General features: G+C 44.6%; 23 protein-coding genes. 16 read left to right on the forward strand and 7 right to left on the reverse strand.

The features are described 5' to 3' along the window. Positions 1-137 precede the first annotated feature (137 nt). The gene (locus tag Q338_RS00620) at positions 138-1,175 is read left to right on the forward strand and encodes a histone deacetylase family protein (RefSeq protein WP_051968373.1); all 1,038 of its coding nucleotides are present in this window, start codon (positions 138-140) and stop codon (positions 1,173-1,175) included. A 226-nt stretch (positions 1,176-1,401) separates the two neighbouring features. On the opposite strand, the gene Q338_RS00625 is transcribed toward Q338_RS00620, so the two are convergent. Continuing rightward, a complete protein-coding gene (locus Q338_RS00625; protein WP_034290968.1) occupies positions 1,402-2,961 on the reverse strand; it encodes a TerC family protein in 1,560 nt (519 codons plus the stop codon). 351 nt (positions 2,962-3,312) lie between these two features. Here Q338_RS00625 and surE point away from each other — a divergent pair, with 351 nt between their 5' ends. Next, positions 3,313-4,068, forward strand: a complete 756-nt coding sequence (surE, locus tag Q338_RS00630; RefSeq protein WP_034290970.1) for a 5'/3'-nucleotidase SurE — start codon at positions 3,313-3,315, stop codon at positions 4,066-4,068. Between the two features lie 75 nt (positions 4,069-4,143). Here surE and Q338_RS00635 read toward each other — a convergent pair whose 3' ends face one another. Beyond that, complete coding sequence (locus Q338_RS00635) at positions 4,144-4,974, reverse strand: basic amino acid ABC transporter substrate-binding protein (protein WP_084693436.1); 831 nt, start codon at positions 4,972-4,974, stop codon at positions 4,144-4,146. Between the two features lie 124 nt (positions 4,975-5,098). Further along, the gene (fnr, locus tag Q338_RS00640; protein ID WP_034290974.1) at positions 5,099-5,833 is read right to left on the reverse strand and encodes a fumarate/nitrate reduction transcriptional regulator Fnr; all 735 of its coding nucleotides are present in this window, start codon (positions 5,831-5,833) and stop codon (positions 5,099-5,101) included. 162 nt (positions 5,834-5,995) lie between these two features. On the opposite strand from fnr, the gene hemN reads away from it, so the two are divergent. Next, positions 5,996-7,396 (forward strand): oxygen-independent coproporphyrinogen III oxidase, encoded by a 1,401-nt coding sequence (hemN, locus tag Q338_RS00645; protein ID WP_034290976.1) that lies wholly within the window; start codon positions 5,996-5,998, stop codon positions 7,394-7,396. 78 nt (positions 7,397-7,474) lie between these two features. On the opposite strand, the gene Q338_RS00650 is transcribed toward hemN, so the two are convergent. Further along, positions 7,475-8,578, reverse strand: coding sequence for a cytochrome-c peroxidase (locus Q338_RS00650; RefSeq protein WP_034290979.1), 1,104 nt, complete (start codon positions 8,576-8,578; stop codon positions 7,475-7,477). A gap of 317 nt (positions 8,579-8,895) precedes the next feature. Between Q338_RS00650 and Q338_RS00655 the strand changes: the two genes are divergently transcribed. Next, positions 8,896-10,170 carry a malic enzyme-like NAD(P)-binding protein gene (locus Q338_RS00655; protein WP_034290981.1) on the forward strand — a complete coding sequence of 425 codons (1,275 nt, stop codon included), beginning with the start codon at positions 8,896-8,898 and terminating at the stop codon, positions 10,168-10,170. Positions 10,171-10,241: 71 nt separating this feature from the next. On the opposite strand, the gene Q338_RS00660 is transcribed toward Q338_RS00655, so the two are convergent. Continuing rightward, the gene (locus tag Q338_RS00660) at positions 10,242-10,970 is read right to left on the reverse strand and encodes a YebC/PmpR family DNA-binding transcriptional regulator (protein ID WP_034290983.1); all 729 of its coding nucleotides are present in this window, start codon (positions 10,968-10,970) and stop codon (positions 10,242-10,244) included. A gap of 382 nt (positions 10,971-11,352) precedes the next feature. On the opposite strand from Q338_RS00660, the gene Q338_RS00665 reads away from it, so the two are divergent. The 11 genes from Q338_RS00665 (at position 11,353) to Q338_RS00710 (ending at position 20,083) form a co-directional block, all read left to right on the forward strand. After that, positions 11,353-11,706, forward strand: coding sequence for an ATP synthase subunit I (locus Q338_RS00665; RefSeq protein ID WP_034290985.1), 354 nt, complete (start codon positions 11,353-11,355; stop codon positions 11,704-11,706). Continuing rightward, a complete protein-coding gene (gene atpB, locus Q338_RS00670) occupies positions 11,693-12,562 on the forward strand; it encodes a F0F1 ATP synthase subunit A (protein ID WP_377896418.1) in 870 nt (289 codons plus the stop codon). The genes Q338_RS00665 and atpB overlap by 14 nt, the downstream gene beginning before the upstream one ends. A 108-nt stretch (positions 12,563-12,670) precedes the next feature. Then, a complete protein-coding gene (gene atpE / locus Q338_RS00675; protein WP_004284425.1) occupies positions 12,671-12,904 on the forward strand; it encodes a F0F1 ATP synthase subunit C in 234 nt (77 codons plus the stop codon). A 51-nt stretch (positions 12,905-12,955) separates the two neighbouring features. Next, complete coding sequence (locus tag Q338_RS00680; RefSeq protein WP_034290987.1) at positions 12,956-13,426, forward strand: F0F1 ATP synthase subunit B; 471 nt, start codon at positions 12,956-12,958, stop codon at positions 13,424-13,426. Between the two features lie 4 nt (positions 13,427-13,430). Next, positions 13,431-13,979, forward strand: coding sequence for a F0F1 ATP synthase subunit delta (locus Q338_RS00685; RefSeq protein ID WP_034290989.1), 549 nt, complete (start codon positions 13,431-13,433; stop codon positions 13,977-13,979). A gap of 10 nt (positions 13,980-13,989) precedes the next feature. Next, entirely contained in the window at positions 13,990-15,537 is a 1,548-nt protein-coding gene (atpA, locus tag Q338_RS00690) for a F0F1 ATP synthase subunit alpha (protein WP_034290991.1), read from the forward strand. A 29-nt stretch (positions 15,538-15,566) separates the two neighbouring features. Next, the gene (gene atpG / locus Q338_RS00695) at positions 15,567-16,448 is read left to right on the forward strand and encodes a F0F1 ATP synthase subunit gamma (RefSeq protein ID WP_034290993.1); all 882 of its coding nucleotides are present in this window, start codon (positions 15,567-15,569) and stop codon (positions 16,446-16,448) included. A 37-nt stretch (positions 16,449-16,485) separates the two neighbouring features. After that, the gene (gene atpD / locus Q338_RS00700; protein WP_034290994.1) at positions 16,486-17,883 is read left to right on the forward strand and encodes a F0F1 ATP synthase subunit beta; all 1,398 of its coding nucleotides are present in this window, start codon (positions 16,486-16,488) and stop codon (positions 17,881-17,883) included. A gap of 10 nt (positions 17,884-17,893) precedes the next feature. Further along, complete coding sequence (locus Q338_RS00705; RefSeq protein ID WP_034290996.1) at positions 17,894-18,316, forward strand: F0F1 ATP synthase subunit epsilon; 423 nt, start codon at positions 17,894-17,896, stop codon at positions 18,314-18,316. 23 nt (positions 18,317-18,339) lie between these two features. Next, positions 18,340-18,504, forward strand: coding sequence for a hypothetical protein (locus tag Q338_RS14245; RefSeq protein ID WP_156961011.1), 165 nt, complete (start codon positions 18,340-18,342; stop codon positions 18,502-18,504). A gap of 175 nt (positions 18,505-18,679) precedes the next feature. Then, on the forward strand, positions 18,680-20,083 hold the full coding sequence (locus tag Q338_RS00710) for an amino acid permease (protein ID WP_034290998.1): 1,404 nt from the start codon (positions 18,680-18,682) through the stop codon (positions 20,081-20,083). A 163-nt stretch (positions 20,084-20,246) separates the two neighbouring features. On the opposite strand, the gene Q338_RS00715 is transcribed toward Q338_RS00710, so the two are convergent. After that, a complete protein-coding gene (locus Q338_RS00715; RefSeq protein WP_034291000.1) occupies positions 20,247-21,272 on the reverse strand; it encodes a hypothetical protein in 1,026 nt (341 codons plus the stop codon). Between Q338_RS00715 and Q338_RS00720 the strand changes: the two genes are divergently transcribed. After that, on the forward strand, positions 21,271-21,459 hold the full coding sequence (locus Q338_RS00720; RefSeq protein WP_034291002.1) for a hypothetical protein: 189 nt from the start codon (positions 21,271-21,273) through the stop codon (positions 21,457-21,459). The two genes, Q338_RS00715 and Q338_RS00720, sit on opposite strands and share 2 nt — an antisense overlap. A gap of 38 nt (positions 21,460-21,497) precedes the next feature. Here the strand turns inward: Q338_RS00720 and Q338_RS00725 are convergent, their stop codons facing one another. Further along, positions 21,498-22,679, reverse strand: coding sequence for an acetylornithine/succinyldiaminopimelate transaminase (locus tag Q338_RS00725; protein WP_034291005.1), 1,182 nt, complete (start codon positions 22,677-22,679; stop codon positions 21,498-21,500). Positions 22,680-22,807: the final 128 nt, after the last annotated feature.

The following is a 22,807-nucleotide window of genomic DNA, read 5'->3' on the forward strand; positions in this document are numbered from 1 at the left end:
TAAAATCATGCAAATAATATTCATCAAATTTACTTTTCAGGCAGCCTGAAAAATCAAATTCCCCATCTTTACATAAAAGCAGTACAATACTGCCCGCCGCAAAACGTGTTGCCAGCCAAATTGTTCACAGATTAGCCATGAAATTGCCCAGACCTTTAACCATTCCCACCTTTATAAGCTATGCGCGTTATCTGAAACGCCGCTTCCTACGCCTGATTGGGCTGAAAGGACGCACGGCGTGGATAAGTGCGTCAGCTTGCCACGCGCATTTTGCAGGCAGGGAACACCCCGAAAGCCCCAAACGCTTGCAAGCCATTGAACAAGTGTTGCGCCGAAGCCACATTTGGGCGCGTATGCAAAAAGTAGAAGCGGTGGAAGTGAGCGAAATTCAATTGGCACGGGTGCATACGCTAAATTATATTAATAATTTGGAACATCATACGCCCAGTCAAGGTTTACACAAGGTCAATGAAGACACTTATTTGGGCAAAGACACCTTTACCGCCGCCAAATATGGCGCGGGGGCTGCCGTTGCCGCCGTGAATATGGTGATGCAACGCCATGCTAAAAATGCGTTTTGCGCCGTCCGCCCTCCTGGGCATCACGCTCATGCCGACCACGCAAGCGGTTTTTGTTTTATCAATAATGCGGCGGTGGCGGTCATGCACGCGATTGCCGAATTTCGTTTGGAGCGGATTGCGGTCATTGATTTTGACTTACATCACGGCGATGGTACGCAGTCTATTTTTGAAAACGATGAGCGTGTGTTGTTTTTATCGTCTTTTGAATCACCGCTTTACCCATTCACAGGCACAGGCGAAACGCCGCCGAATGTGGTAAACACCATTTTCCAAGCTGGCGATAGCAGCGAAGTGTTCCGTGAACGCATTCGTGCCAAATGGTTGCCTAAATTGGCGTCTTTTCGCCCACAGTTGATTGTTATCAGCGCGGGTTTTGACGCGCACCGTGATGATAAATTGGGGCATTTGAATTTGACGGAAGACGATTTTGGTTGGCTGACACATAAAATCATGCTGGTCGCCGACCGCCACGCCGATGGGCGCATTGTGTCGCTGCTGGAAGGGGGCTACAACCCCGATAGTTTGGCGTTGAGTGTGAAAGCACATTTGTCGTGTTTGGTGAATGCGAGTCGCTTCAGTCGGAATAGGGATTGATGAATAAAAAAACACGCGAAATCATGAAGTTTCGCGTGTTTTTTATTTTCAGGCTGCCTGAATTAGAACCTGTGTTCGTAAGATTGATGGCTTGATTTTATTGACAATTCTTGCGAATACAAGGCGGCTTTTCATGCCAATATTGAAATATTGGCGTGGAAAGCCAACGCAGTAGGCGCATGAAGTGGCGATAAAAGCAAGATATTAAGATTATGAACACAGGTTCTTATTCTTCTTCTGTTAAACGTGTGATTTTCACGCGTTCAATTTTATGCCCATCTTTTTCAATCACTTCAAACTGCCAGCCGCTAAATTTCACCGTATCGCCCACATTGGGCAAATCGCCCAATTCTTCCAAAATCAAACCAGCGACCGTGTGAAAATCCGCGTCATCAGATTGCGGCGGCAAACCCAGTTGCGGCGCGAGTTCCACATATTCCAATGCCCCATCTACCGTTAAACTTTCATCGCCATTGGTTTGCACGGCGGGTTCATCTTGGCGTTCAAATTCTTCGGGGAATTCGCCTGCGATGGTTTCCAGTAAATCTTTCATGGTAACCATGCCCAGCACTGCGCCAAATTCGTCCACCACCAAAGCATAATCTGCGCTGTGTTTGCGGAATAATTCAATTGCCATGAGTGCGGTGGCACTTTCAGGCAGCATAAGCGGTTGTTTTAAGGCAGCCTGAATATGCCACTCGCCCGTTTGCAGCAGTTGATTCAGCAAATCTTTTTTATTGATGTAACCCAAAGGCTCGTCCACCCCCGCTTTGCCCACCACCAACATTCGCGCATAGGGGCTGCTCATTAATTTGGTTTTTTGTTCTTCGCGGCTTTGCGAAATATCCAAACGCTCAATATCGCTGCGTGGAATCATCACGCCGAAAATAGGGCGTTCTGCCAAAGTCAGCACGCTGCGTATCATGGATTTTTCGTTTTCTTCAAAATGCTTGTTATCATTGGATTTATTGCCATTGTTTGCCAACAAAGTTTCGCGCATACCCATCATGCCCAACACATTTTCGGCGGTACGTTGCCGCCATGAGCTGCTGATGTATTCGTTTTTCTTGGTATTTTTTTGCGAAACTTGATTGAAAATTTCAATTAAAATAGAAAAACCAATTGCCGCGTACAAATAACCTTTCGGAATATGAAAATGGAAGGCTTCCGCAATCAAGCTGAACCCAATCATTAACAAAAAGCCCAAACACAACATCACAACCGTAGGGTGTTTGTCCACAAATGCCGTGAGCGGTTTGCTCGCCAAAATCATCACTGTCATGGCAACCACTACCGCCGCCATCGCCACGACAATATGCTCCACCATTGCTACCGCCGTAATCACGCTGTCTATGGAAAATACCGCGTCCAACACCAAAATTTGCGCCACGACAGCCCAAAAGGGCGCGTGTTTTTTGTGATTATCTGCCACTTGGAAATGGTTAGAGCCTTCCAAGCGTTCATGTAATTCGGTGGTGGCTTTGTAGAGCAAAAATATGCCGCCGCAGAACATAATCAAATCTTTTCCAGAGACATCTTTTTGAAACAATTGGAAAAGTGGTTCGGTCAGCGTCATGATTTTTGCCATAAACGCCAGCATAATCACCCGAATCGTTACCGCCAATACCAAGCCCGTGAGCCGAGCCTTGTCGCGCAAAGACGGTTTGACTTTGTTGGCTAAAATCGCCACAAAAACCAAATTATCAATGCCCAGCACCACTTCCAAAATCAGCAAAGTTGCAAAACCTATCCATGTTTGCGGCTCGGCAAGCCAGCTTAAGTCCATTATGTGTATTCCTTATTTCAAAATAAAAAGGGTTGATTTGATTTTCAGGCTGCCTTAATTTATCTCAAGCCCAAAAATGTAGGGTGCATACCACGCACCAAATCATTCAAATCACTTAATCATTCTAAAAGGCAGCCTGAAAACCCATTATTCAAAACGCAACAAAAGGCTGCCTGAACAACACGCCACAGCGTTTCAGGCAGCCTGAAGATTTTAATGTGTTGTAAAACCCAATGGTTTGGGGTCATTCATTGCGTGAAAAATGTGTTTAAAAGATGATTTAAGTTTAACAGTTTACAAGATAAATGTAAAATCGCTACTGAATTCATTTTTTGCGGAAACGAGTTGCCCATGAATATCCTAATTTCCAATGATGACAGCTATTTAGCACAAGGTATTGCCATTTTAGCGCGTGTGGCGGGCGAATTTGCCAATGTGCGCGTGGTTGCACCAGAACGCAATCGCAGCGGCGCAAGTAATTCGCTCACGCTAGACCGCCCCTTGAGTTTTCGTACGGCGGAAAACGGCTTTTATTATGTAACGGGTACGCCAACCGATTGTATTCATTTGGGTTTACATGCGCTGCCTGATTTTAAACCCGATTTGGTGATTTCGGGGATTAATCACGGCGCGAATATGGGCGATGACACGCTCTATTCAGGCACGGTGGCGGCGGCGATGGAAGCGTATTTGATGGGTATTCCTGCGGTGGCGTTTTCGCTCAATACGCACGATTTCGCGCATTATGCGGACACGGCGGAACAGGCTGCGTGGATTATTTTATCGCATTTGCTGAAAAATCCGCCACTTGCGCCGGTGTTGTGGAATGTGAACATTCCAGCCGTTGCACCCGATGAATTGCAAGGTTACAAAATTACCCGTTTGGGGCGGCGACATCATGTGCAAAACGTGATTCCATCCACCGACCCACGCGGTGCGCCGATTTATTGGATAGGCGCGGCGGGCGATGTGTGTGATAGTGAAGATGGCACCGATTTTGCCGCCTGTGAATCAGGGTTTATCAGCATTACGCCTTTGCAAGTGGATTTGACGGCTTATAGGCAAATGGACGATTTGCGCGAATTTTGGCGCGGTATGTCGGTTTGATTTTCAGGCTGCCTGAAAATCAAAATAGGGTTATTTCTATGAAATAACCCTATTTATTATTGGATTGAATTGAAATTAATGTGCAAAATATTTGCTTTCAATTTCTTTGTATTTGCCATTTTCTTGAATTTTTTTCAAAGCAGAATTCAGCATATTCAGCGTTTCGGTGTCGCCTTTTCGTACGGCGAAGCCATAGTTTTCTTCCGTAAAGTCAGGTACTTGAATCATAGAGAAACCTTTGCCTGTGTTGTTTTTGATGTAGTGCTGAATCACTGCGCTGTCGCTCACGGCTGCGTCCACGCCACCATTTTCCACTTCTTTAATCAGCAAAGTGATGGTGTCAAAACGTGCGATATTGTTGCTGGTTGCGCCAAAAATTTTCTGGGTGGCAAAGTCGCCCGTTTGCCCAGACACCACGCCGACTTTAGATAATTGTTTCACATCTTCCACCGATTTTACCGTTTTGCTGGGTGGCACGAGTACCACTTGCGTAATTTTGTAATATGAATCGGTAAAATCCATGGTTTTTTTGCGGTCATCGGTAATCGTTACTGCCGAAGCCACCACGTCCACATCTTTATTATTTAAAGCTGCGAAAATGCCGTCCCAAGGTGTGTGTTTAAATTCTACTTGGAAGCCGCCTTCTGCCGCCATCGCTTTTAATAAATCAATGTCAAAGCCTTGAATTTCTTGTTTTTCATTCAAAGACTCAAAGGGCGCAAATTCGGCGTTTGTGCCAATGCGCAATACTTTGCCGCTTGCGGTAGCCGAAGCGGTGGCAGGTGCGCTGGCAGGAGTGGCTGAAGCGGCAGCATTATTATTGCTGTTGCCTGAAGACGAACCGCCGCCGCAGGCTGCCAAAACCAATGCCGCGCTTAATGTAGTAACCAATTGATTTAATTTCATCATCGTTCCTTTGTAAGAAGGGGGAAATAAAGCGTGGATTTTATCATAAATTGACCCGATAAATTCAGGCTGCCTGAAAACAAAAAAGTCGGTGTAAAATACCGACTTTTGAGCACAATCCAATTTACAAAATCATTTTATGTGAACAACCCGACACCAATTCTCTCAATAAATCGGGTTTTAAAATGCGAATGTGCTTGTGTTCCACATCAATCAAGCCATCATGATTAAAGCGCGATAGGGTGCGGCTGACCGTTTCCAATTTCAAACCCAAATAACTGCCAATTTCTTCACGCGACATACGCAAAATAAAATCGTTTGCTGCAAAACCACGCGCCGCTAAGCGTTGCGACAAATTCAGCAAAAAGGAAGCCAAGCGTTCTTCCGCACGCATATTGCCCAATAGCAACATCACATTTTGATTGCGGACAATTTCGCGGCTCAATAGGCGGAAAAAATGCGTGCTTAATTCGGGAATGCTTTGATTAATTTGTTCTAAGTTATCAAAGGGTAATTCGCACACTTCGCTGTCTTCCAGAGCCACTGCGTCATTGGTGTAAATGCCGCTACTGATGCCGTTCATGCCCATCAGTTCGCCCGACATGAAAAAACCCGTAACTTGGTCGCGCCCATCGTGCGTATTAACCGAAGTTTTGAAAAAACCCGTGCGAATGGCGTAAAGCGATGAAAACGGCTCGCCCACATGAAACAAATATTCGCCTTTTTTCAAACGGCGACTGACTTTTATCACATGGTCTAATCGTGAAAAATCTTCGGTTTGCAAACCACTGGGCAAGCACACATCATGCAGAGAGCAACTGGAGCATTGATTTTTGTTAAGCACAAACGATTTCTGCATGAGACCACCTTATTTGTTTTAATAAATAATTGAATAATTAGATAAATTTGATATAAATCAAAGCAACCCTATAAAAATTAAGTATATTCTAACAAATTTTGCCTGAAACGTGGCGACAAGTTGTCTATAATATTATTTTATCAAACATAATTAAGTAATTATATGAAAACCATTACCATTGCCAACACACCCGAATTTGTTTTTGACCGCGAACTGATTAGCAGCCTGCCAGCAAGTGGCCCGCGCTACACGTCTTATCCCACCGCCGACCGTTTTCACGATGGTTTCAGGCTGCCTGAATATGTGCAAACATTGGAAAATACGTTAAAAAACAATGATAAACCTGTTTCACTCTATGTGCATATTCCATTTTGTAATGTGATTTGCTATTACTGCGGCTGCAATAAAGTCATCACAAAAGACACGAGTAAAGCCGATGAGTATTTGACTTATTTGGAAAAAGAAATGGCTTTGCTCAAACCGCATTTGCATGGCAAACATAAATTGGCGCAATTGCATTTTGGTGGCGGCACGCCCACGTTTTTGAACGATGAACAATTGGAACGTGTGTTCAAAATGATACGCGAACATTTTGAATTGTTGCCCGATGGCGAGTATTCCATTGAAATTGACCCGCGCAAAGTGAGCCGCGAAAGTGTGTTTAAATTGGGGCAACTGGGTTTTAATCGCATGAGCGTGGGCATTCAGGATTTTGACCCGAAAGTGCAGGCTGCCGTGAACCGCATTCAAACGGTGGAAGAAACCAAAACGGTGATTGAGGCAGCGCGTGAAGCAGGGTTTAAATCCATCAGCGTGGATTTGATTTATGGCTTGCCCCATCAATCGGTTACGAGTATTCAGCCAACTTTGGACACGGTGTTGAACGAGTTAAATCCCGACCGTTTGGCGTTGTATCATTACGCGCATTTGCCGCATATTTTCAAGCCGCAACGCCGCATTGACACCAACGCCGTGCCCTCTAGCGAAGAAAAATTGGATATTTTGCAATACGCGGTGCATTTGTTGAACGAAAAAGGCTATGTATTCATCGGCATGGACCATTTTGCTAAACCCGAAGATGAGTTGGCGATTGCGCTAAAAGAAGGGCGTTTGCAGCGCAATTTTCAGGGCTATTCCACGCATGCGGATTGTGATTTGGTGGCGATTGGAGTGTCCAGCATTGGCAAAGTGGGCGACACTTACAGCCAAAATCAGCGCAATTTGGACGATTATTATGCGGATTTGGACGCGGACACCTTGCCGATTATGCGCGGCTTTCAATTGAACGATGATGATGTGTTGCGCCGCCAAATGATTCAGGATTTGATGTGTCGTTTTGCGCTGGAATTGGCGGATTATGGTGTGGATTTCAAAACGTATTTCGCCGAAGAATTGCCCGAATTGGACAATATGGCAAAACTCGGTTTGATTGAGTGGAACGCGCTTTCAGGCAGCCTGAAAGTTACGCCCAAAGGCAGATTTGTGATTCGCAATATTGCCATGATTTTTGATTATTATCTGCGCCATAAAGAAACCCACGCGAAATATTCGCAAACAGTTTAATTATTTGAATTAAATTAAAAAAAATCAAACAGGCAGCCTGAAAAATTTTTCAGGCTGCCTGTTTATTTTACTGCGCTATTATTTAGGCAATTCAGGCACTTTCAATGCTTCCGCAGACACTTCGCCTGTGGTCGCGCCCAAGAATGCCACGATGTCATCTACATCTTGTTTAGACAAGGTTTTGCCCAATTGTGTTTCGCCCATCACTTTGACCGCAGTTGCCAAATCTTTCACGCTGCCGTTGTGGAAATAGGGGGCGGTTTTGGCGATATTGCGCAAGGGTGAAACGCGGAAGAAGTATTTGTCTTCTTCTTTTTTCGTTACTTCAAACAAGCCTTCGTCATGTGGTGCTTTACTTTCAATGAAATCCCAATAAGGACCTTTTACCAAGCCAAATTTTTGGAAGGTATCATTGGTCAAATTCACGCCAGTATGACACGCGATACAGCCATTGCCAATAAAGGCTTTCAAGCCGCGTTTTTCTTGTTCATTCAATGCGTTTACATCGCCTTTTAAATAATCGTCCCATTTGCTTGGCGTGAGCAAGGTGCGTTCAAATGCGCCAATGGCGTGGACAATATTGTCAATGCTTGGTTTGCCACCTTTATCTGCGTAAACAGTTTTGAACGTGTCTGCATAACCTTGAATACTTTCTACTTTTTTCTCAACTGCTGCCCAATCAGGCATAGCCATTTCCACAGGATTTACTAATGGACCTTTGGCTTGTTCTTCCACCGTTTTGGCACGACCGTCCCAGAATTGTGAACCCAGCAAGAACGCATTTAAAGCTGTGGGCGAGTTACGTGCCCCAAATTTACCTGCGTGTGCGCCTTCGCTGGTGGGGGTCATGCGGTCGTCTGCGCCGTGATTGGTTAAGCTGTGGCAAGTGTTGCAGCTTTGCGAATCGTTTACGGACAAGCGGTTGTCATACCACAATTGTTGCCCCAATTTCACTTGTTCATCGGTGTAAGTGTAGGATTGTTTGCTTTCTTCTAAACTGGGCAAGGGTTTGAAAATGCCTTGCGCTTGTTGCAACAAAGCCGCGTCATCAGTATTTGCGCTGGCTGGTGCAGATGTGCTGGCTTCGGAAGCGGCGGCAGGTGGCGGCGCGTCAGCAGGTGGATTGGGTTTGCAGGCTGCCAGAGCGAGTAGGGCAGCAATCATGGTTAATTGGGTTTTCATGGTTTGTGTTCCTATTGTTTTGTGAATTTATGCGTGTGTTTTTCAGGCAGCCTGAAAAACACACAATTGTGTCAAGCAAGGTAAGTATAGGGACAATTCAGTTGAAATAATTTGCGTTAAATCAAGAGTCATTTATTGATTAATTTGTTTAATGAATCTATCTCATCAGACTATTTGATGGCAGTTTTGCTTTTGTTTTTCTGATTACACCCACTTTCAGGCAGCCTGAAACAGGCGTACAATACTGTTCTTTAAAATTTTCCATACTGGGGCGAATGCCCAAGTTTTTATTTCATTTTATTTTAGAGAATTAAAAAATGAGCGATTTGAAACAGCAAGCACTTGATTTTCATGAATTTCCCGTAGCGGGCAAAATTTCTGTTGTACCAACCAAATCATTGGCAACGCAGCAAGATTTGGCATTGGCGTATTCCCCTGGTGTGGCAGAACCTTGTTTAGCAATTGAAAAAAATCCGCAAGACGCGTATCGCTATACCGCCAAAGGCAATTTGGTTGCCGTGATTTCCAATGGCACGGCGGTGTTGGGTTTGGGCAATATTGGCGCACTCGCCAGCAAACCTGTGATGGAAGGCAAAGGCGTATTGTTCAACAAATTTGCGGGCATTGACGTGTTTGACATTGAAATCAATGAAACTGACCCCGATAAATTGGTGGACATTATCGCAGCACTAGAACCCACATTCGGCGGCATTAATTTGGAAGACATCAAAGCCCCAGAATGTTTTTACATTGAACAAAAATTGCGCGAGCGTTGCAAAATCCCCGTGTTCCATGACGACCAACACGGCACCGCCATCATAACCGCCGCCGCCGCATTAAACGGTTTGCGTTTGGTGGGCAAGAATATTGCCGATGTTACGCTGGTGTGTTCAGGCGCGGGCGCGGCGGCGATTGCCTGTGTGAATTTGTTGGTGGAATTGGGCTTGAAACGCGAAAATGTAACCATGTGCGATTCCAAAGGCGTGATTTACCAAACGCGTGAAGACCGCGACCGCATGGACGAGAGCAAAGTGGCGTATGCCATTCCCGACAACGGTCAGCGCGTGTTGGCGGACGCGGTGGTGGGCAAAGATATTTTCTTGGGCTTGTCCAGCGCAAATGTATTGACACCTAAAATGCTGAAAACCATGGCGGACAAACCTTTGGTGTTTGCGATGGCAAACCCAAATCCTGAAATCACGCCACCTGTGGCAAAAGCGGCGCGTGATGACGTGATTATTGGCACAGGTCGTTCAGATTATCCAAATCAAATCAATAATGTATTGTGCTTCCCATTTATTTTCCGTGGGGCGTTGGATTGCGGCGCAACCACCATTAATGAAGCGATGAAATTGGCAACTGTTCATGCGATTGCGGATTTGGCGACTGAAGCGGTTACCGATGAAGTGCGTGCGGCGTATGGCAATGCGGATTTGCAATTTGGTGCGGATTATCTGATTCCTACGCCGTTTGACCCACGCTTGATTTCGCGCATTGCCCCTGCGGTGGCGAAGGCGGCGGCAGAGAGTGGTGTGGCAACGCGTCCGATTGCAGATTTGGCGGCGTATGCGGCGAAATTGGCAGAGAAATAATTGAATTAATATAAAAAATATTCAGGCAGCCTGAAAATATATTTTCAGGCTGCCTGAAATTTATTTATGGATTATTCATCAAAATGCAAAACTGCTGATGTGTACACATTTTGCACATCGTCCAAACTTTCCAGCGCGTCCAACAATTTCTGCATTTTCACCGCGTCATCGCCCGACAACACCGTCTCGTTTTGCGCGCGCATGGTAACATCGCCGTCCACCGATTCAAAACCTGCTTGCGCCAAAGCTGCTTTCACTTGCGCCCAATCCGCAGGTTCGGTAATCACTTCAATCACACCATCTTCATCGCTAATCACGTCTTGCGCCCCAGCTTCCAAAGCGGCTTCCATCAATTTATCTTCGTCCGCGTTTGTAAACACCAAATAGCCCTGATGAACGAAATTAAACGCCACGCAACCGTCTGTACCCAAATTGCCACCGTGTTTGGTAAACGCATGTCGCACATCTGCAACAGTACGCGTTTTATTATCGGTCATGCAATCCACCATCAATGCCGCGCCACCAATGCCATAGCCTTCGTAGCGAAGTTCAATATAATCAACACCTTCCAAATTACCCGTGCCTTTGTCTATGGCGCGTTGCACATTGTCTTTTGGCATATTCGCGTCCCAAGCCTTGTCCATCGCCAAACGCAAACGCGGATTAGAAGCAGGGTCGCCACCACCTTGTTTGGCGGCAACTGTAATCTCTTTGATTAATTTAGTGAAAATTTTACCGCGTTGAGCGTCCACACGCGCTTTTTTGTGTTGAATATTCGCCCATTTACTATGACCAGCCATCGGATTATCCTTAAAGAAAAAGGAAAAATTTTAGCATAAATAAATTGTCAAAAAAAACCTTAAACCCTTTTTCAGGCTGCCTGAAAAAATATATTTATTGAAAACAAATTGATTTTTCAGCATATTTAAATTTCAAGCCCATTCAGGCAGCCTGCAAGCCATATTCTTTGACTAATCAACAGATTTTGTAAAACAAAAAAGACCCAAAAAGGGCTAGAAATGCCCATTTTAGTCAGGTAGAATAAAAAATGGATAATGTAGACACAAAATCCGTAAAAAAGCGCAAGAATAACGCCGTCTTTTTTCACAGATTTTAACAAAAACCTTGACTAATTCAGGCAGCTTCATTATCATTTCACGCAATTACACATAGGCAGAACAAATGGCAAAATTAGCAATGACACAATGGATATTGATTGCTGTTTTATCAGTAATTGCGTATGTATTGGGTGGTTCGCGTTATGCGATTTCGTTGATTTTGGGCGGTGCGTGTTATGCCGTGCCAACTCTGTTATCTGTATTATTTTTAAAATTTTTGAAGCCCTACCCAGCTTTGGCTGGTGCCGCATTTATTGGTTCAGAAAGTTTAAAAATACTATTGTCGCTAATCTTATTGGTTGGCTCTTTCTTTGTTTATCCGAATGTCCACTTTTTGTCCTTTTTTGTGGGATTATTAGTGGTGAGTCATTTGGTTTTTTTGTTTTTTTTGAAGGTTTATCGTTATGGCAGCAAGTGAAGCAATGAATCCAGCAGAATATATCAAGCACCATTTGCAAAGTTTAACCAGTGTAACCGATGTTACAGAAGGTCAAGACTTGAAAAACATCGCAGATTTTTCTTATGTTAATCTTGATGCCATTTTTTTGGGTATCGTATTAGCGGTATTGGGCAGCTATTTCCTATATCGCGGCGCGAAAATGGCAACGGCTGGTGTGCCAAATCGTTTTCAGGCTGCTGTGGAAATACTGTTTGAGTTTGTGGACGATATGTGCAAAAGCATTATCCATCACGAAGAATCTCGCAAAGTTATTGCACCTTTGGGTTTGGCATTGTTTGTTTGGATTTTCTTGATGAATGCGATGGACTTATTGCCTGTGGACTTATTGCCGATGATTTTTCAGGGCATGACGGGTGAACACCACGCATTGATGCGCGTTGTACCAACTGCTGATTTGAATACCTCATTGGCTTTGGCGATTGGTGTATTGGGTTTCTGCTTATACTATAGTGTGAAAATCAAAGGCGGCTTTGGTTTTGTGAAAGAATTGCTGACCGCACCATTTGGACCATGGTTGTTCCCTGTTAATTTTGCATTGAATATTTTGGAATTTTTGTCCAAAACAGTTTCACACGGTATGCGGTTGTTTGGTAATATGTACGCAGGTGAATTGGTATTCTTGCTGATTGCCTTGTTGGGTGGTGGTGTGGCTGTTTCAGGCAGCATTGGTTTGATTGATCCATTCTTGATTATTTTCCATGTAATTGCAGGTTCAGCATGGGCAATCTTCCATATTTTGATTATTACATTGCAAGCCTTTATTTTCATGGCATTGACATTTGTATATTTGGGTCAAGCACACGACCATCACTAATTTATTAATTGTCCGTTTTCAGGCTGCCTGAAAACACCTGAAAACGGATATAAATCATTTTTTTCCACCACTACTATCTCTTTAAGGAGTTTAAACATGGGTTCTTCAATGGGTTTAATTGCTATTGCATGTGGCTTAATCGTTGCATTGGGTGCATTAGGTGCTTCTATTGGCATCGCAATGGTTGGTTCTAAATACTTGGAATCTTCTGCGCGCCAACCTGAACTGATTGGTCCTTTGCAAACTAAATTGTTCTTGATTGCTGGTTTGATTGATGCGGCATTCTTGATTGGTGTGGCGATTGCATTGTTGTTTGCATTTGTGAATCCGTTTGCAGGCTAATTTATCTACCATCTCGGATTTGATTAACCCTAACGAAAAAGGTTAAGTAAAGTGAATTTAAATGCAACCTTAATCGTTCAATTAATTGTGTTTGCAATTTTGGTGCAATTTACCATCAAGTATGTGTGGCCACCTATTGCAAAAGCACTTGATGAACGTGCTAACAAAATCGCGGAAGGTTTGGCTGCGGCTGAACGCGGAAAAAGCGATTTTGAACAAGCAGAAAAGAAAGTTGCAGAACTCTTATCCGAAGGACGCACACAAGTTACCGAAATGGTAGCCAATGCGGAAAAACGTGCAGCGCAAATTGTGGAAGAAGCCAAAGCGCAAGCTACTCAAGAAGCTGCACGCATTACAGCACAAGCTAAAGCTGATGTGGAAACTGAAATCAACCGTGCGCGTGAAGCATTGCGCGAACAAGTTGCAGTTTTAGCGGTTAAAGGGGCTGAATCAATTTTACGCCGTGAAGTGGACGAAACACAACACGCGAAAATTTTGAGCACCTTGAAACAGGAGCTGTAATCTTATGATTGAGTTCGCAACTGTTGCCCGTCCCTATGCAAAAGCATTGTTTGAATTGGCTGAACAAAAAAAGCAAATTGAAACATGGCTGAATGGACTTGCGGAATTGGCTTGGTTGATGCAACAGCCCAAAGTGGTTACATTGCTGGAGCAAGCCGATTTGAGCGCGACCCAAAAAGCAGATGATTTGATTCAATTGATGGCAGACTCAAAAGCCATGCAAGATGTTGAATTTAAAAATTTCCTGCATGTGGTCGCTCAAGAAAAAAGACTGGTTGCTTTACCTGAAATCTATGCTCAATACAAAACATTGGTTCTGTCGCGCAACAATACCAAGCAAGCCGTAATCTATACTGCTTTTGATATTGCAGGCGAAGGACAACGAGCGAAGATTATCAGTGATTTGGAGCAACATTTTAATACTCGGTTGCAAGCAACTTTTAAAACACAGCCTGATTTAATTGGTGGTGTAAAAGTGGAAGTGGGTGACCAAGTATTGGATTTGTCGGTGCAGGGTAAATTAAAAGCACTGTATGCGACTATGACAAATTAGGAGAGTTTTCATGCAGCTTAATCCTGCTGAAATCAGTGATTTGCTGAAAGCCAAAATTGAGAACTTGAATACCAAACAAGAAGTTCGTACTCGTGGTACGGTGATTTCTGTAACAGATGGTATCGTTCGCGTACATGGCTTATCAGATGTAATGCAAGGCGAAATGCTGGAATTTCCTGGCAACACGTTCGGCTTGGCGATGAACTTGGAACGTGATTCAGTTGGCGCGGTTGTGCTGGGTGAATACGAACACATTAAAGAAGGCGACGAAGTGAAATGCACAGGTCGCATTTTGGAAGTGCCAGTTGGTCGCGAATTAGTGGGTCGTGTGGTCAATGCTTTGGGTCAGCCTATTGATGGTAAAGGTCCAATCAATACCAGCCAAACTGCGCCGATTGAAAAAATTGCCCCAGGCGTGATTGCTCGTCAATCTGTTGACCAACCTATGCAAACAGGTATCAAAGCCATTGATTCTATGGTACCCGTTGGTCGTGGTCAGCGTGAGTTGATTATTGGCGACCGTCAAACAGGTAAAACAGCTGTTGCATTGGATGCGATTGTTAACCAAAAAGGTACAGGTGTTGTGTGTATCTATGTGGCAGTTGGTCAAAAAGCATCTTCTATTGCCAATGTGGTTCGTAAATTGGAAGAGCACGGTGCAATGGAACATACCATTGTGGTGGTTGCAACTGCTTCTGAAGCGGCGGCATTGCAATTTATTGCGCCTTATTCAGGTTGCACAATGGGCGAATACTTCCGTGATATTGGCGAAGATGCATTGATTGTTTACGATGACTTGTCTAAACAAGCGGTGGCTTACCGTCAAATTTCATTGTTGTTGCGCCGTCCACCAGGTCGTGAAGCGTATCCAGGCGATGTATTCTACTTACACTCTCGCTTGTTGGAACGCGCTGCGCGTATTAACCCTGATGAAGTAGAAAAATTGACCAATGGTGCAGTAAAAGGCAAAACAGGTTCATTGACTGCCTTGCCAATTATTGAAACACAAGCTGGTGACGTATCTGCATTCGTACCAACCAACGTGATTTCCATTACAGACGGTCAAATTTTCTTGGAAACAGATTTGTTTAACTCTGGTATCCGTCCAGCCATCAATGCAGGTATTTCCGTATCTCGCGTGGGTGGTGCAGCGCAAACGAAAGTCATTAAGAAATTGGGTGGCGGTATTCGTTTGGCTTTGGCTCAATACCGTGAGTTGGCAGCGTTCTCACAATTTGCGTCTGATTTGGATGAAGCAACACGCAAGCAATTGCAGCATGGTGAAGTGGTTACTGAATTGATGAAACAAAAACAATTCAACACTTTAAACACGGCAGAAATGGCATTGACTTTATGGGCAATTAACAATGGCTCTTATAGCGATGTGCCAGTATCAAAAGCATTGGCTTTTGAAGCAGATTTCTTGTCGTTTGTTCGTGCGCAACACAGCGATTTGTTGAATGCGGTGAATGCGTCAGGTGCATTGTCTGATGAGCATGAGAAAACACTGACCGAAGCTATGAAAGTGTTTAAGACTTCCAATAACTACACTGCTTAACCATTAGGCATAGATAGAAGGAGTCTGAAATGGCAGTCGGTAAAGAGATTCTTACCAAAATTCGCAGTGTGCAAAACACGCAAAAAATTACCAAAGCGATGCAAATGGTATCAACCTCTAAAATGCGCAAGACTCAAGAACGTATGCGTTTAGCTCGCCCTTATGCAGATAAAGTGCGTTTGGTGATGCAACAGCTGGCGCAAACGAATGAATATCATGGCGTAAAAATCTTGGAACAACGCGAGCAGGTACAACGCGCTGGCTTTATTCTGATTACCACCGATAAAGGTTTGTGTGGTGGTTTAAATGCCAATTTGTTGAAGAGATTTTTCGCCAAGGTTCAAGAATATCAAAGTCAAGGCATTGAAGTTGATGTGGTTTGTTTTGGTAGCAAAGGTTTGATGGCTTGCCAACGTATCGGTTTAAACGTGGTCGCCAGCGTAACCAATTTAGGCGATACGCCGAAAATGGAAATTTTGTTAGGTCCACTATCTGAATTTTTCAAACGCTATGTAAATGGTGAGTTGGATATTATTCATTTGGTTTATTCTGGTTTTATCAATACGATGAAACAAGAGCCGCGTTCAGAAGTGTTGTTACCAATTGGTTCTGGCGTGTTAGCAGAAAAACAATCCCAAGAAAAAGAGAGATTTAATTGGGATTATCGCTATGAACCCGACCCATTGACGGTATTGGAATATTTGGTTCGCCGTTATTTAGAATCTGTGGTGTATCAAGCAGTTTGCGATAATATGGCTTCTGAACAAGCAGCGCGTATGGTAGCCATGAAAGCGGCAACCGATAATGCGGGTAATGCTATTAAGGAATTACGCTTGATTTACAACAAGTCTCGCCAAGCAGCAATTACCACAGAATTGTCAGAAATTGTGGCAGGTGCAGCAGCCGTTTAAGGCAGCCTGAAACTGTCAAGAAGATTAGGATACGATAATGAGCCAAGGCAAAATCGTACAAATCATCGGCGCGGTAGTAGACGTGGAATTTCCACGCGATGCTATCCCACGCGTTTACGATGCGTTAAAACTGGCTGATGTTGATTTGACACTGGAAGTGCAACAACAGTTGGGTGATGGCGTAGTTCGTACCATTGCGATGGGCAGTACTGATGGTTTGAAACGTGGTCTAGCAGTAAACAATACAGGTGCGCCAATTACCGTGCCTGTAGGTAAAGCTACGCTGGGTCGCATTATGGACGTGTTGGGTAATCCTGTTGATGAAGCAGGTCCAATTGGCGCAGACCAAAGTCGCGCCATTCACCAACCAGCCCCCAAATTTGATGAACTGTCTAGCGCAACTGAATTGCTGGAAACAGGCATTAAAGTGATTGATTTACTTTGCCCATTTGCAAAAGGTGGTAAAGTAGGTTTGTTTGGTGGTGCGGGTGTAGGTAAAACCGTAAACATGATGGAATTGATTAATAACATCGCTAAAGCCCATAGTGGTTTGTCTGTATTTGCAGGCGTGGGCGAGCGTACTCGTGAAGGTAATGACTTCTATCACGAGATGAAAGATTCCAATGTATTAGACAAAGTGGCAATGGTATACGGTCAAATGAACGAACCACCAGGCAACCGCTTGCGTGTGGCTTTGACAGGTTTGTCTATGGCGGAACATTTCCGCGATGAAAAAGACGAAAATGGCAAAGGTCGCGATGTATTGTTCTTCGTGGACAATATTTACCGCTACACATTGGCTGGTACAGAAGTATCTGCATTGTTGGGTCGTATGCCATCTGCGGTGGGTTACCAACCTACGCTGGCTGAAGAAATGGGTCGCTTGCAAGAGCGCATTACATCTACACAAACAGGTTCTATTACCTCTATTCAAGCGGTATATGTACCTGCGGATGACTTAACTGACCCATCTCCAGCAACCACATTTGCGCACTTGGATGCGACTGTCGTGTTGAGCCGTGATATTGCTTCTTTGGGTATTTATCCTGCGGTAGACCCATTGGATTCCACTTCTCGCCAATTAGACCCGATGGTTTTGGGTCAAGAGCATTACGATGTAGCACGTGGCGTTCAATCTACTTTGCAAAAATACAAAGAGTTGCGCGATATTATTGCCATTTTGGGTATGGATGAATTGTCTGATGAAGACAAATTGACCGTAATGCGTGCGCGTAAAATCCAACGCTTCCTGTCTCAACCATTCCATGTGGCGGAAGTGTTTACAGGTTCACCTGGTAAATACGTTGCATTGCGCGATACCATTGCAGGCTTCAAAGCGATTCTCTCTGGCGAATACGACCACTTGCCTGAACAAGCCTTCTACATGGTAGGTGGCATTGAGGAAGCAGTTGAAAAAGCCAAAACTTTAAGCTAAGGAGGCTGGCATGAGCATCATGCAAGTTGAGGTGGTGAGTAATGAGCAAAGCATTTATGAAGGGGAAGCCAGTTTTGCGGTTATCCCGACTGTAAATGGTGAACTCGGTATTTACCCACGACACGAGCCCGTGATGAGTTTGGTGCGTCCAGGTGTGTTACGTCTGACTGTGCCAAATGAAAAAGAAGAAGTTTTGGTTGCCGTTGCTGGCGGTGTGTTGGAAGTTCGTCCACACAAAATTACTGTGTTGGCAGACGTTGCCGTGCGTAGTTCAGAAATGGACGAAGCACGCGCCGCCGAAGCAAAAAAAGCAGCAGAAGAAAATTTGGCAAAAGCACAAGATTCACAATCGCGTGCCAAAGCCCAAGCTGCTTTGGAAGCTGCAATCGCACAACTGAAAACTTTAGATTACATCCGCACGCACAAGCGTTAAGTGATGAAACAGAAAAACCGTTTTTGAGTTTACTCAAGGGCGGTTTTTCTTTTTCAGGCAGCCTTACAGTACACGACAATTTTTACAAACACCCAAAATGTAGGGTGCGTACCACGCACCAAATCATTCAAATAATTGAAATTTCGGTGCGTACCACGCACCCTACATGTAGGTGTCGTGTACTGTAAGGCAGCCTGAAAATTCTTTAATTTGTTTTGATATAAAGCATAGAAAATTTAAACCAGAAAAGTTATAGTGGATTCCATTCTGATTGGAACAAAGTCAGCCAACATTGTTCTAATCTAAAAAAATCTAATTTATAATTCTTGTTGCATTTTTTATAAAGTAGAAAGAGAGATATATATGGAACAGGTAAAACAACCGCAAGAACATTTGCAGCGCAATCTGCAAAATCGGCATTTGCAACTGATTGCCATCGGTGGTGCGATTGGTACAGGTTTGTTTATGGGTTCGGGGAAAACCATTAGTTTGGCGGGACCTTCGGTGGTGTTTGCGTATATGCTGATTGGCTTTTTCTTGTTTTTTATTATGCGGGCAATGGGCGAACTGCTGTTGTCCAATTTGGAGTATAAATCGTTTACCGATTTTTCTTATGACCTTTTAGGTCCATGCGCGGGTTTTTTTGTGGGCTGGACGTATTGGTTTTGCTGGGTCGTGATTGGTATGGCAGACATCATCGCCATCACGGGCTATGTGCAGTTTTGGGAACCTAATGTCCCGCTATGGCTACCAGGTTTAATTTGTATCGCCATTATGGCGGGCATGAATTTATTAACCGTGAAATTATTCGGCGAAATGGAATTTTGGTTTGCGCTGATTAAAGTGATTGCCATCATAGGCTTGGTGGGTGTGGGGATTTATTTACTGGTAACAGGATTTGTGAATCCGAATACGGGCATTCCTTCATCATTGACCCATCTATGGGCGCGTGAAGGCGGTGTATTCCCACATGGTATTGGTGGTTTTTTCTCGGCATTCCAAATTGCGGTGTTTGCTTTTGTGGGCATTGAGCTGGTTGGCACGGCGGCGGCTGAAGCCAAAGACCCCTACAAAACCCTGCCGCTTGCAATTAACCGCATTCCCATTCGCGTGATTGTGTTTTATGTTTTGGCATTGGGCGTGATTATGACGGTTACGCCTTGGGACGCTGTGGACCCGAAAAAAAGCCCATTTGTGAATATGTTTACCCTGATTGGCATTCCGATTGCGGCGACTTTGATTAATTTGGTGGTGCTGTCATCGGCATTGTCATCGGCAAATGGCGGTATGTTTTCTACGGGGCGGATGTTGTTTGGTTTGGCGCAAACGGATTCTGCGCCACGCATGTTTAGTGTGTTGAATAAAAATGGTGTACCTGCGCCTGCCTTGTTGTTTTCGTGCATGTTTTTGTTGTTGGGGATTGTGTTGTTGTATCAAGATGGCGATATTATGAATATGTTTACCATCGTTACGACTATTTCCAGCATTGGTTTTATTTTTGTGTGGATGATGATTTTGTTTGCCTACATCAAATACCGCAAAATGCAGCCTGAAAAACACGCGCAATCGGTTTACAAAATGCCAGGTGGTGTGCTGATGTGTTATCTGTGTATCGCGTTTTTGGTGTTTTCACTGTTTTTGTTTACGCGCGATAAAGACACTTTGGAAGGCATGTTGTACACGCCGATTTGGTTTGGGATTTTGGCAATTGGTTACGCCATCAATCGTAAACGAATTGCCGCTTATGCCAATTCCAGAAAGAAATAAATATAGTCGCAGAACTGAAAAAGCAGTACGGCGTTGCCAGCTCCCTTATGTACTAGGTGTACACTGCGGTCGCTGTCGCCTTGAACTGCATTTTCATTTCTACGACTATACACTCAAGGTAGCCTGAAAACTTTTCAGGCTGCCTTTGTTTTGAATGGACACTTTAATGAACAATCGGCGGCGTAAACATCAACGCCAATTGATTTTGATAATAACGGTTGCCATTGCGTTCATCAAATTCACGCGCCAAACCACGCGCCGCCAACAAAGCTTCTTCATTAAACGGCGCAACCGCAATCAAATACTGCAAATAATCATAGCGGCTGTTTTGAATCACTTGGATAATGGTGTCGTTATAATCGTCCAGCAGTGATTCTGCCCAATCTTTGTCGTTTAATTTGTACGCCAGTTGAATCAATTTGGGCATGATAAACATAAAGTTATCTCCAGCCTCATCAATATATTGTATGGCTTCGGTCAAAGAATCGGTTGCGTCTTCCACTTCGCCAAGCTGAATCAGGCTGTCAATGGCGGGATAATAGGTCAAATGCGGCACTTCGCCACAGCTCAATTCGCCCAATAAAATCGGTTTCGCCAATTTCACCGCTTGCTGATAATCGCCAATAAAATGGTAATAATCCACCAAAGCATTGGTTTCACAGGCTTCGCAATCGTTCATATCGTCTTTGTCGGCGGCTTGCCATTTGGCGAAATGTTCTTGTGCGGCTTGCGTGTCGCCCATTAAAATGGCTTGTTCCATCAAAGCCTTATCTACCATGCGGCGGCTGAAATTAAATTCTTCATACAAATCTGCCATATGCTGCACCGCTTCGGCAATGTCTTCACGCGATTCGTGCAAATCGCTGGGCAATACGCCCACCAACCATTTGAATTTCCACAAGCAATCCAGTAAACCCGATAAACTTTCGTCTTCTTCTTCGCTGTCATCGGGGGAATTGCGCCAACGTGAAAAATGGTGTGCTGTCAGCCAATTCAAGCAGTGCATTTGCCAGCCGCGTGAAAACATTTTATTGCTCACATCATCGGCATTGATAACGTAATCGGCGATGGCGTGAGCGGTTTCGCTGTCTTCGGCTTCCATTGCGGCGTTGAATTGGTCAATGGTGGCGCGTTGGCGGGCTTGGTGGTCGTCTAAATCGTCAAGTGCTTCGGGGGAAAATTTGGACATGATGGTGTCTTTATTATCAGAATTAAAAATAAATAATGGTATTTCAGCTTGCCTGACAGTACACGACAAAACTTATGTAGGGTGCGTATTACGCACCAAAATTCCAGATTATTTGCATGATTTGGTGCGTGATACGCACCCTACATTTGGGTTGGTAAAAATTGTCGTGTACTGTAAGGCTGCCTGATAGTTTTTGTTGTACCAAAAGGCAGCCTGAAAACGTGATTATCCCACAAATTCGCGTACTGCTTCACGCAAACGTGTCATGCCTTCGTGCAAATCTGTGTCATTGAGCAAAAGTGATGGGGCAAAGCGCACCACATGATTGCCCGCTTGCAAAATCATCAAACCATGCTGCAAAGCCAATTTCACCAAATCGCCCGCACGGTTTGCATAATCCGCCGCCAATACCGCACCGACCAGCAAACCCATGCCGCGAACTTCCGCAAATACGCCGTATTCCGCGCCGATTTGATTTAAGGCAGCCTGCAAATTCGCCGATTGCTGTTGCACATTTTGCAGCGTTTCGGGCGCGTTAATCACATCAAACGCGGCATTTGCCACCGCGCACGCCAAAGGATTGCCGCCAAACGTGCTGCCGTGCGAACCCAAAGACAAACTCGGGGCAAATTTATCAGTCGTCAGCATCGCGCCAATCGGGAAACCGCCACCCAAAGCCTTTGCTGCGCTGACAATATCGGGCGACACGCCGTATTGTTCATAGGCAAACAATGTGCCTGTGCGCCCCATGCCCGTTTGCACTTCGTCCAAAATCAAGGCAGCCTGAAAACGGTCGCATACTTCACGCGCCGCTTGCAAAAATTCGCGTGTGGCGGGCAAAACGCCACTTTCGCCCTGAATCGGCTCAATGATGACGGCACAGGTTTTGTCCGACACGGCAGCCTGCAACGCCGCCACATCATTAAACGGAATATGCGTAATCCCAGCAGGAAGCGGTGCAAAATCCTGACTGTATTTCGGCTGACCGCCCACCGAAACAGTAAACAAGGTGCGCCCATGAAACGCATTCACACACGCCACAATTTCCGATTTTTCCGCGCCAAAGTGGTCGCGGGCGTGTTTGCGGGCTAATTTGAGTGCGGCTTCATTGGCTTCCGCGCCCGAGTTGGCAAAAAATACTTTGTCGGCAAAACTGTGTTCCACCAATTTTTGCGCCAATTCTTGTGCTGGGCGCGTGGTGTATAAATTGGAAACGTGCCAATATTTTTGCGCTTGTTCGGTCAAGGCGGTAATCAGAGTAGGGTGGCAATGCCCCAAAGCGTTTACGGCAATGCCACCTGATAAATCAATGTATTCTTTGCCATTTTCGTCCCAAACGTGGCTGCCTGAAGCACGTTCTGGCAGCATGGGGGCGAAAGCGAAATTGGGGGTTAAATAGTTTTGCATATTTTTTTAGCCTTTTGATTTTTTTGTTAATTTGTTTGTGAACGCGTTTTCAGGCTGCCTTTCAGTACACGACAAAAAATAATCGTAGGGTGTTGGTAAAATTATCGCGTACTTTTCAGGCTGCCTGA

The organism is Alysiella crassa DSM 2578 (assembly GCF_000745955.1).
Taxonomy (GTDB): Bacteria; Pseudomonadota; Gammaproteobacteria; order Burkholderiales; family Neisseriaceae; genus Simonsiella; species Simonsiella crassa.

Coding starts and splice junctions, on each gene's coding strand:
- Q338_RS00620 (WP_051968373.1), top strand. CDS start 138: ATGAAATTGCCCAGACCTTTAACCATTCCCACCTTTATAAGCTATGCG.
- Q338_RS00625 (WP_034290968.1), bottom strand. CDS start 2,961: ATGGACTTAAGCTGGCTTGCCGAGCCGCAAACATGGATAGGTTTTGCA.
- surE (WP_034290970.1), top strand. CDS start 3,313: ATGAATATCCTAATTTCCAATGATGACAGCTATTTAGCACAAGGTATT.
- Q338_RS00635 (WP_084693436.1), bottom strand. CDS start 4,974: ATGAAATTAAATCAATTGGTTACTACATTAAGCGCGGCATTGGTTTTG.
- fnr (WP_034290974.1), bottom strand. CDS start 5,833: ATGCAGAAATCGTTTGTGCTTAACAAAAATCAATGCTCCAGTTGCTCT.
- hemN (WP_034290976.1), top strand. CDS start 5,996: ATGAAAACCATTACCATTGCCAACACACCCGAATTTGTTTTTGACCGC.
- Q338_RS00650 (WP_034290979.1), bottom strand. CDS start 8,578: ATGAAAACCCAATTAACCATGATTGCTGCCCTACTCGCTCTGGCAGCC.
- Q338_RS00655 (WP_034290981.1), top strand. CDS start 8,896: ATGAGCGATTTGAAACAGCAAGCACTTGATTTTCATGAATTTCCCGTA.
- Q338_RS00660 (WP_034290983.1), bottom strand. CDS start 10,970: ATGGCTGGTCATAGTAAATGGGCGAATATTCAACACAAAAAAGCGCGT.
- Q338_RS00665 (WP_034290985.1), top strand. CDS start 11,353: ATGGCAAAATTAGCAATGACACAATGGATATTGATTGCTGTTTTATCA.
- atpB (WP_377896418.1), top strand. CDS start 11,693: ATGGCAGCAAGTGAAGCAATGAATCCAGCAGAATATATCAAGCACCAT.
- atpE (WP_004284425.1), top strand. CDS start 12,671: ATGGGTTTAATTGCTATTGCATGTGGCTTAATCGTTGCATTGGGTGCA.
- Q338_RS00685 (WP_034290989.1), top strand. CDS start 13,431: ATGATTGAGTTCGCAACTGTTGCCCGTCCCTATGCAAAAGCATTGTTT.
- atpA (WP_034290991.1), top strand. CDS start 13,990: ATGCAGCTTAATCCTGCTGAAATCAGTGATTTGCTGAAAGCCAAAATT.
- atpG (WP_034290993.1), top strand. CDS start 15,567: ATGGCAGTCGGTAAAGAGATTCTTACCAAAATTCGCAGTGTGCAAAAC.
- atpD (WP_034290994.1), top strand. CDS start 16,486: ATGAGCCAAGGCAAAATCGTACAAATCATCGGCGCGGTAGTAGACGTG.
- Q338_RS00705 (WP_034290996.1), top strand. CDS start 17,894: ATGAGCATCATGCAAGTTGAGGTGGTGAGTAATGAGCAAAGCATTTAT.
- Q338_RS00710 (WP_034290998.1), top strand. CDS start 18,680: ATGGAACAGGTAAAACAACCGCAAGAACATTTGCAGCGCAATCTGCAA.
- Q338_RS00720 (WP_034291002.1), top strand. CDS start 21,271: ATGATGGTGTCTTTATTATCAGAATTAAAAATAAATAATGGTATTTCA.
- Q338_RS00715 (WP_034291000.1), bottom strand. CDS start 21,272: ATGTCCAAATTTTCCCCCGAAGCACTTGACGATTTAGACGACCACCAA.
- Q338_RS00725 (WP_034291005.1), bottom strand. CDS start 22,679: ATGCAAAACTATTTAACCCCCAATTTCGCTTTCGCCCCCATGCTGCCA.